Source organism: Hominisplanchenecus sp., from assembly GCF_046967715.1.
GTDB classification, from domain to species: domain Bacteria; phylum Bacillota; class Clostridia; order Lachnospirales; family Lachnospiraceae; genus Hominisplanchenecus; species Hominisplanchenecus faecis.
The window spans coordinates 1-8,365 of the sequence record NZ_JBKVNQ010000086.1; the positions used below are offsets into that span (position 1 = coordinate 1).

General features: G+C 48.3%; 3 protein-coding genes and 1 other annotated feature. Of the genes, 1 reads left to right on the plus strand and 2 read right to left on the minus strand.

Annotated features, from left to right (window positions below):
• Positions 1-26: 26 nt before the first annotated feature.
• Together ACLTL4_RS10485 and ACLTL4_RS10490 are read right to left on the minus strand one after the other, a co-directional pair.
• The gene (locus tag ACLTL4_RS10485; protein WP_412320508.1) at positions 27-3,419 is read right to left on the minus strand and encodes a PD-(D/E)XK nuclease family protein; all 3,393 of its coding nucleotides are present in this window, start codon (positions 3,417-3,419) and stop codon (positions 27-29) included.
• A 107-nt stretch (positions 3,420-3,526) separates the two neighbouring features.
• Positions 3,527-6,178, minus strand: a complete 2,652-nt coding sequence (locus ACLTL4_RS10490; protein WP_412320509.1) for a valine--tRNA ligase — start codon at positions 6,176-6,178, stop codon at positions 3,527-3,529.
• A gap of 106 nt (positions 6,179-6,284) precedes the next feature.
• Positions 6,285-6,549 (minus strand) — a binding site (T-box leader).
• A 180-nt stretch (positions 6,550-6,729) separates the two neighbouring features.
• Between ACLTL4_RS10490 and ACLTL4_RS10495 the strand changes: the two genes are divergently transcribed.
• The gene (locus ACLTL4_RS10495) at positions 6,730-8,223 is read left to right on the plus strand and encodes an AAA family ATPase (RefSeq protein WP_147631749.1); all 1,494 of its coding nucleotides are present in this window, start codon (positions 6,730-6,732) and stop codon (positions 8,221-8,223) included.
• Positions 8,224-8,365: the final 142 nt, after the last annotated feature.

Below are 8,365 nucleotides of genomic sequence, written 5' to 3' on the forward strand. Positions count from 1 at the left end.
CTGTTCTTCTGTCCACAGATTTCCCATCAAAAATCCCCTCCTTCTCGCAAAAATTCCCAGATATCATCCGGATCCAGTTCTTTCAGCCTCCGGTAATGCATGCCCGGTATTTTCCGGTCAAAACCGCAGATATCTTTAAATTCACAGTAATCGCAGGCTGTTTTTCCTTTCTTTTCATAAGGATTGATCTTTACATCTCCCTCAAGGATCGCACATCCGATCGCCCGCATCTTCTCTTCCACAAATTTCGAAAGTGTCAAAAACTGCTCTTCGGATGCCACGCTCGCATAGCGAGAATAGCTGCCGTCTTTGTTTCTGGCAACCGGAATGACCTCGGATGTTTTCTTCAGACTGCGGTCAAGTGCTTCTACCACTTCACTTTCTGCATTGACAAGACCATTTGGACGCAGCTCTTTCAAAATCCGTTTTTCCAGCTCTTCTTCGCTCTCCCCATGCTTCTGATCCACGATCGGATCTTTCATTGCATAATAGAAGATGCCTGCCGGTTTTATTTTTTTATCCGGATGAATGCGTTGTTCCATCTCCAGTGCCGCATTCAGATAAACGACAAGCTGCATCTGCAGTCCGTAATAAAATTCCTGTAGATCAAACACTTTATTTCCTGATTTATAATCTACGACTTTTACCAGAACTTCATCCTCCGTTTCGTACAGATCAATGCGGTCGATCCGCCCTTTCAGCCGCATCGTCTCTTCGTCCGAAAGTGCGATATTCACCGCCTTCAAGTCCGAAGAACTTAAAAACGGCACTTCAAAATTGGACGGAATAAAGTTTCCGGCACGCACCTGCCTGGTCAGTGCCCAGATCGTGCGTTCCATGATCCGCTTCATGCGGCGGATCACATATTCATTTCTGGCACTGGAATGCAGAAGGGTTGATGCATAAGCTTCGGAAACCTCTTCTACCGTCTCCGCCGCCAGACGTTTCTGTTCTTTCTCCGGAATGTTAAACCAGGTATATTCGCTCGCCTCCACTTTTCGTGCGTAAGACTCCAGCACCTTATGGAAAATATTCCCCATATCCATCGGCTGGAATACAAACAGATCTCTTTGCGATACCCGAAGACCATAATTCAGAAAATGTGCATAGGAGCACGCCGAAAATTTCTCCAGCCGGCTGACACTGTTGACCAGCGTCTGTCCGTAAAGCCGTTTTGCCGTCGTCTTTGACATCGGCTCCGTCTTTCCATGCAGAAAGGCCGCATCCAGCAGCTTTTTCGCCAGATCCTGATATTTTTCCTGTCCTTCGTACCATCCAAACAGACTGGCCGCCGTCTTCTCCACGCTTCCAAGTGCCGCTTTTCTCAGTCCGTCCGCCAGATGCACAATCCCGCTCTCTGCCGTTGTGATCCTTGCAAGCGGATCTTCAATCAGATCTTCATCCTGAAGCGTCAGCTGCGGAAACATCCTTAAAATACTTCCGACCACATAGGAAGGACGCAGCACTCGTCCGTCCAGCCCCATCCTTCCGTAAGAAAGATAAAGCTTTGCCGATGGTTTTGTCAGATTCAGATACAGATAAAACTTCTGGATATAACTGTTTTCTCTTGCCGTCGGTGCCAGTTCCATGCCAAGCTCGGATAAGGTTTCCCGGTCCATATCGGAGAGAATACTGGTTTTTTCTTCTTTTTTCGGCACCCAGCCGTCATTCAGCCCCAGAAAAAACAGTACTTTGATGTCCTTTAACCTGGTACGCTCGATATCGCCGACCAGCACACAGTCCATCGTCGGAGGGATCATGCCAACCTTGGCCTCCTCAAATCCGGCATCGAGGATTTCGGTATATTCCTGAAGGCTCATCGGCTCATCACCAAGCAGCTCCACCAGTTTGTCAAACAGCTCGATCACTATGCCGTAGATCTGCTCGTATTCTCTTGCAAGGTCATAAGCCTCTTCCTGCTCAAATTTTTCCCGGTAATCCTGCATTTTCTGCTCAATACCATAATGCACCATCAGATCATAAAGTGCTTCTGTTTTCTGACGCACCGTCCCGTCCTTTTCTCTGACCTGATCCACAAAGGCAAGCAGCGGCGGCAGGATCTTCTCTTTGAACGGTTCTTCCTGTTCATCCCACGGCTCTTCCCAGCGTCTGCGGCTGTTGATCCCATTTGCCAGCACATAGTTTTCCAGCCGGTCGATCTCATCCCTTTTTAGCCCCGCAAGCCCGGTTCGCAGATAACGGAACACGCTTTCATAGCGAAAGCTTTTGGTTGCGATCTGAAGGGCCGCCCGCAGAAATTCAACCAGCGGATTTAAGAGGAGCTTCCTGGTGCGGTCGATAAAACACGGAATGCCTTTCTGCTGCAATTCCTTTTTCATATGGTCACCAAATGATTCCATATCCCCGGTGATCACGGCAATATCCCGGTAACGCAGATTCTCTTCACGCACCAGATGCCAGATCGTCCGTGCCGCAAATTCTGCCTCTGCTTTCGCATCTCTTGCCACATGCAAAGACAGCTCCCGCTCCAGCTTCTGTGAATCTTGGGCTTCATAAATCTGATTGCCCGGTCGGAACAGATGTCTCTCCAGAAAGCGAAGTGCCGGTGCACTTCTGAAACGGATGCTTCCTTCTTTTCCGAGCACTTCCGGCTTTTCCAGCATGCAGCCACATTCTTTTGCCGCCCCGGCCAGCTGCTGTATCGTCTTTTTGCTCAGATAAGAGAGTTTATGCATGGAAACCTTTTTCATCGGATCTTCCCAGGCATCCAACGTCACCGTGACATAGATTTTCTCCGCCGTCTGCATCAGTTCCCTCAGCAGCTTGTTCTGGATCGGCGTAAATCCGGTAAATCCATCCAGGGCGACCACACAGCCTTTTAAAATTTCAGATTTTTTTACGACATAACAGAGCTCTTCCAGGATCTCTTCCGAAGTAATGTACTTTCCCTGAAGTTCTTCCTGAAATCCCTCATACAGGTTTCGAATATCCTGTAATTTATAAGATAATGCATCTTTTTTCCCCGAACGCAGCTGCTCATCCAGTTCTTCCAGTGAAACATCATACTGCTTCAGCTCAGAAATGATGGATTTGACCTGCGAAATATAGCCGGGCTTGCGAAAATTTCGTCCAAGCACCGTCAGATCATTTTTCTGACGGGATGCCACACGCCGCAGCAGCAGATTCTTTCCGGTGTCCTCCAGAACGGTGTGTGTATCCACCCCGACTTCCTCAAAGATCCTCCATGCCAGACGCAAAAAGCTCTGCACATCAATATTTAAAATTCCCCTGTTTGGATGCAGTTCTACGAGTTCCCGCTGTGTCTGCATGGTAAACTGCTCCGGAACGATCACGATAAACTCCCGGTCCGGCTCCCGTATGGACTGCTCTATGATTTTTTTATAAAGTGTATACGATTTTCCACTGCCGGATGGGCCGTAGATCAACTGCAATGACATAAGCATTTCCCTTCCTGTGTCCTGTTTTGCCTGATGCTGCAAAGTGGTCCCGCACAAAGTACAGAACCACTTTTTTCACAGTAAGAATGCCGGAGGCATCCTGTTTCCTATCTTGCCTGAAGATGAGTCAGTCTTTCTTTTACCTGATCCATCATCTGGCTGTATTTCTCTAATTTTGCACGTTCCTCTGCAACTTTGCTCTCCGGTGCCTTGCTCATGAAACGCTCATTGCTCAGCATACCGTTGACACGTGCCAGCTCTTTTGTCAGACGCTGTTCTTCTTTTTGCAGACGCTCGATCTCTTTGTCGATGTCAACCAGTTCTGCAAACGGCATATAGATGACTGCCTCCGGAAGCACGGCAGATACTGCATCTTCGTCGATGCCGCTGCGGTCTGCCTGAACCGTCACTTCGCTTGCACTTCCAAGGGTTGCAAAGAATACTTTTCCGTTTTCGAACGTATTTCTCACATTCTCGCTTTCGGATACGACAAATACTTTTGCTTTCTTGCTTGGCGGTACGTTCATGCCTGTACGCACGTTTCGGATACCGCGGACTGCCTCTTTGATCATCTCAACGGCTGCCTCATCCTCTGCAAAATGCCACTCTTCGGTGAACTCCGGCCATTTGGAGATCATGATGGATTCTTCCTCGGACTGCAGCGTGCAGAAGATCTCTTCTGTGATAAACGGCATATACGGATGCAGCAGTTTCAGAGCATTTACCAGAACCGTCCTCAGTGTCCAAAGTGCTGCTGATTTTGTGGTATCCCCGTCATTGTACAGACGCGGTTTTACCATCTCGATGTACCAGTCGCAGAATTCTTCCCAGATAAAATCATACACTTTCTGAACGGCAATACCCAGTTCATATTTATCCATGTTCTCGGTTACTTCTTTTGCCAGTGTATTGACTTTGGAGAGGATCCATTTATCGGCTGCCGTCAGCTGATCTTTCGGCATTTCACCCGGAACTTCTGCTTTCTCAAGGTTCATCATGATAAATCTGGATGCATTCCATACCTTGTTTGCGAAGTTACGGCTTGCCTCCACACGCTCCATGTAGAAACGCATGTCATTTCCTGGAGCATTTCCGGTGATCAGTGTCAGACGCAGGGCATCTGCTCCGTACTGGTCAATGATTTCCAGCGGATCAATACCGTTTCCTAAAGATTTACTCATCTTTCTTCCCTGGGAATCACGCACCAGACCATGGATCAGTACATGATGGAACGGCACTTTTCCGGTCTGCTCGATCGCAGAAAATACCATACGGATCACCCAGAAGAAAATGATGTCATATCCGGTTACCAGCACATCGGTCGGATAGAAGTAATCAAAATCTTCGGTCTTATCCGGCCAGCCAAGTGTGGAGAACGGCCACAGTGCAGAAGAGAACCAGGTATCCAGTGTGTCTTCATCCTGTTTAAAGTGTGTGCATCCGCATTTCGGGCAGACCTTCGGCATTTCTTTTGCAACGACCACTTCGCCGCACTCGTCACAGTAATATGCCGGGATACGATGTCCCCACCAGAGCTGTCTGGAAATACACCAGTCACGGATGTTCTCCAGCCAGTGCAGATAGATCTTGTCAAAACGATCCGGTACAAAATTCAGCTCGTTCTTTTTCAGAGCTTCGACCGCCGGTTTCGCCATCTCCTGCATCTTTACAAACCACTGCGGTTTGATCATCGGCTCAACGGTTGTCTTACAGCGGTCGTGTGTGCCGACGCTGTGTGTATGCGGAACAACTTTTACCAGAAGTCCCAGTGCATCCAGGTCTGCTACCATGGCTTTTCTTGCCTCATAACGATCCATGCCTGCATATTTGCCGCCCAGTTCATTGATGGTCGCATCGTCATTCATGATATTGATCTCCGGCAGATTATGTCTCTTGCCAACCTCAAAGTCGTTCGGGTCGTGTGCCGGTGTGATCTTTACGCATCCGGTTCCAAATTCTTTATCTACGTAAGAATCCGCGATCACCGGGATCTCACGGTCTGTCAGCGGCAGCTTCAGCATCTTGCCGACCAGATCCTGGTATCTTTCATCTTCCGGGTTTACGGCAACGGCCGTATCTCCAAGCAGTGTCTCCGGACGAGTGGTCGCGATCTCCACGAAACGTCCTTCTTCTCCGACGATCGGGTAATTGATATGCCAGAAGAATCCGTCCTGATCTACATGTTCTACCTCTGCATCTGAAATGGAAGTTTTACATACCGGACACCAGTTGATGATCCTGGAACCTTTGTAAATATATCCCTTATTATATAATTTCACGAAAACTTCTTCAACTGCTTTGGAACATCCCTCATCCATTGTGAAACGTTCTCTGTCCCAGTCAGCAGAAGAACCCAGTTTTTTCAGCTGATTTACGATGCGTCCCCCGTACTCCTCTTTCCACTCCCAGGCGTGTTTTAAGAATTTTTCACGTCCGATATCGTTTTTATCAATGCCCTGCTCTTTGAGTTTCTGGATGACCTTTACTTCCGTAGCGATCGCCGCGTGGTCGGTTCCCGGCTGCCACAGTGCATTATAGCCCTGCATTCTCTTATAGCGGATCAGGATATCCTGCATCGTGTTGTCCAGTGCATGTCCCATATGCAGCTGACCGGTTACGTTTGGCGGCGGCATAACGATCGTAAACGGTTTCTTGCTGCGGTCGACTTCCGCATGGAAATATTTCTTATCCAGCCAGTTCTGATAAATACGATCCTCGATTCCCTTCGGATCATAAGTCTTTGCTAATTCTTTGCTCATGTTGTCCTCCTGCTGTTGTTTGTTCTGCACATTAAATCAAATACACTCCAAACGGAATGTTTCAACGAAAAAAGCCCTCTGCATCATCCCCGGAAACGGAGATTCTGCAAAGGGCGTCATTTACGCGGTACCACCTTTTTTCATATACATCACAGACGGATGCATACCTCATTTCCCTTTAACGTCGGGTCACGTGAAAGCTTACTGTCCTGTCCGCGTATACTTATCTGCATACCGCCTGTCACAGAACTCGTTCTGCCCTCCGGCTCCAAAGCTACCTTCCATCCACGCATCCTTAGGTTTCCTTCCAGCCTGCGAAAAACCCTCTCTGAAAGAGCTGTGTATGTACTCCTCTTCTTCCTCGCCTTTGTCCATGTTAATCATAGCGAAGGCAGACGGATTTGTCAAGAGATGACTGTGGATTTTGTTCCGGTGAAATTGATGCGAAAATACTATTGAGCCGGCCAGCAATCCATGATACACTTGACACACAGAAGATTTTGCAATATTTCGCTTTTCTTTCTGGTGCTAATGATGAAAGGAGTTTTTTTATGCCTGTATTTGATTTCAATAACACCCCGGAACCGGATGCTGTTCCGGAATGTACTTATACCACCTTTGCTTCCGACGAAAATGTTTCTTCCGCAGACAAACCGCTTCTTGTCCTTGACAACAGCAAAAAAGCCTGGAAACATCACTCCTGCGGAACGTTTACCAATCAGAACAAGCGTACCGCTTTTGAATTTAAAGAAGATGATGGTTCTACTGTAATCGCTGATATCAAAAAAGTGGATGCCCGCTTTGTAAGCCTGCTCCGCTGGCTCGGCGAAAATCACATTCCGGTTCGTTTATCCGGTGAAAACCGGGAGGGCGGCTATATGGTTTACCGTATCCGCGAGACTGCTTTCGGCGGCGGCACCAAGCTTTCTGCAGAAGATGGTTTCCTTCAGTTCATGATTGAACGTCTGCTTGCAAGCAATGCTCCGCTTCTGGAAGAATGTGAAGACGAAGATCTGGAGGAAGTCGGCGATGAGATGAAACTGACCAGCCTTCAGAGCATCACAGACTTTATGATCTGTGCCGGCCGCACCCTGCCGGATAATATCCGCCTGTGGGCAAGACGCAACCTTGCCGTTGCACGTTCCCATGAAGTTTCCCCTGAAGAACGCCGCCATGCCCAGCGTGCCCTCTCCATCATGATGAACATTCAGTGGAAGAGCAATTACTTCGAAGCCATCGATCCAGTTGCTGCACGCCGTATTCTCGATGAAGAACTTTACGGTATGGAACGCGTCAAACAGCGTATCATGGAGACGATCATCCAGATCAACCGCACGCATACCCTGCCGGCATATGGTCTGCTGCTGGTCGGCCCTGCCGGAACCGGTAAATCTCAGATTGCCTATGCCGTTGCACGTATCCTGCGTCTTCCTTGGACTACGCTTGACATGAGCTCCATCAACGATCCGGAACAGCTGACCGGAAGCTCCCGTGTCTATGCAAACGCAAAACCCGGAATCATTATGGAGGCTTTCTCAGTATCCGGAGAGTCCAATCTGGTCTTCATCATCAACGAGCTGGATAAGGCAGCCTCCGGCAAGGGAAACGGCAATCCGGCAGACGTGCTTCTGACCTTGCTTGACAACCTCGGCTTTACCGATAACTATATGGAATGTATGATTCCAACGACCGGCGTTTATCCTATCGCCACAGCCAACAACAAAGAGCAGATCAGTGCACCTCTGATGTCACGTTTTGCCGTGATCGACATCCCGGATTACACACCGGATGAGAAAAAGATCATCTTCTCCAAATTTGCACTGCCGAAGATTCTCAAACGTATGAGCCTCAAAGAGAATGAGTGCAAGATGACAGACGAAGCACTGGATGCTGTAATTGAACTGTTCTCCAACACCTCCGGAATCCGTGATCTGGAACAGGCCGCCGAACATATCGCAGCAAATGCACTGTATCAGATCGAAGTTAACCGTGTTTCCGAAGTTGTGTTTACCGCAGAGATGGTACGCAGCCTCTTACGCGACTAAGCATACATGGAAGATTTATGCATGTGCAAATGATCTGTGCAGAAGGTTTGTAAATGTGCAGACGAACGCCATAAAATAGTTTTGTAAAAATAGTACGCCATGATGATTCGAAAACAATCTCCTGACACGCTGCGTTTCCTGT

Bases quoted from the DNA above. Each gene is read 5' to 3' on its own strand.
- ACLTL4_RS10495 (WP_147631749.1), top strand. From the start codon at position 6,730: ATGCCTGTATTTGATTTCAATAACACCCCGGAACCGGATGCTGTTCCG.
- ACLTL4_RS10490 (WP_412320509.1), bottom strand. From the start codon at position 6,178: ATGAGCAAAGAATTAGCAAAGACTTATGATCCGAAGGGAATCGAGGAT.
- ACLTL4_RS10485 (WP_412320508.1), bottom strand. From the start codon at position 3,419: ATGTCATTGCAGTTGATCTACGGCCCATCCGGCAGTGGAAAATCGTAT.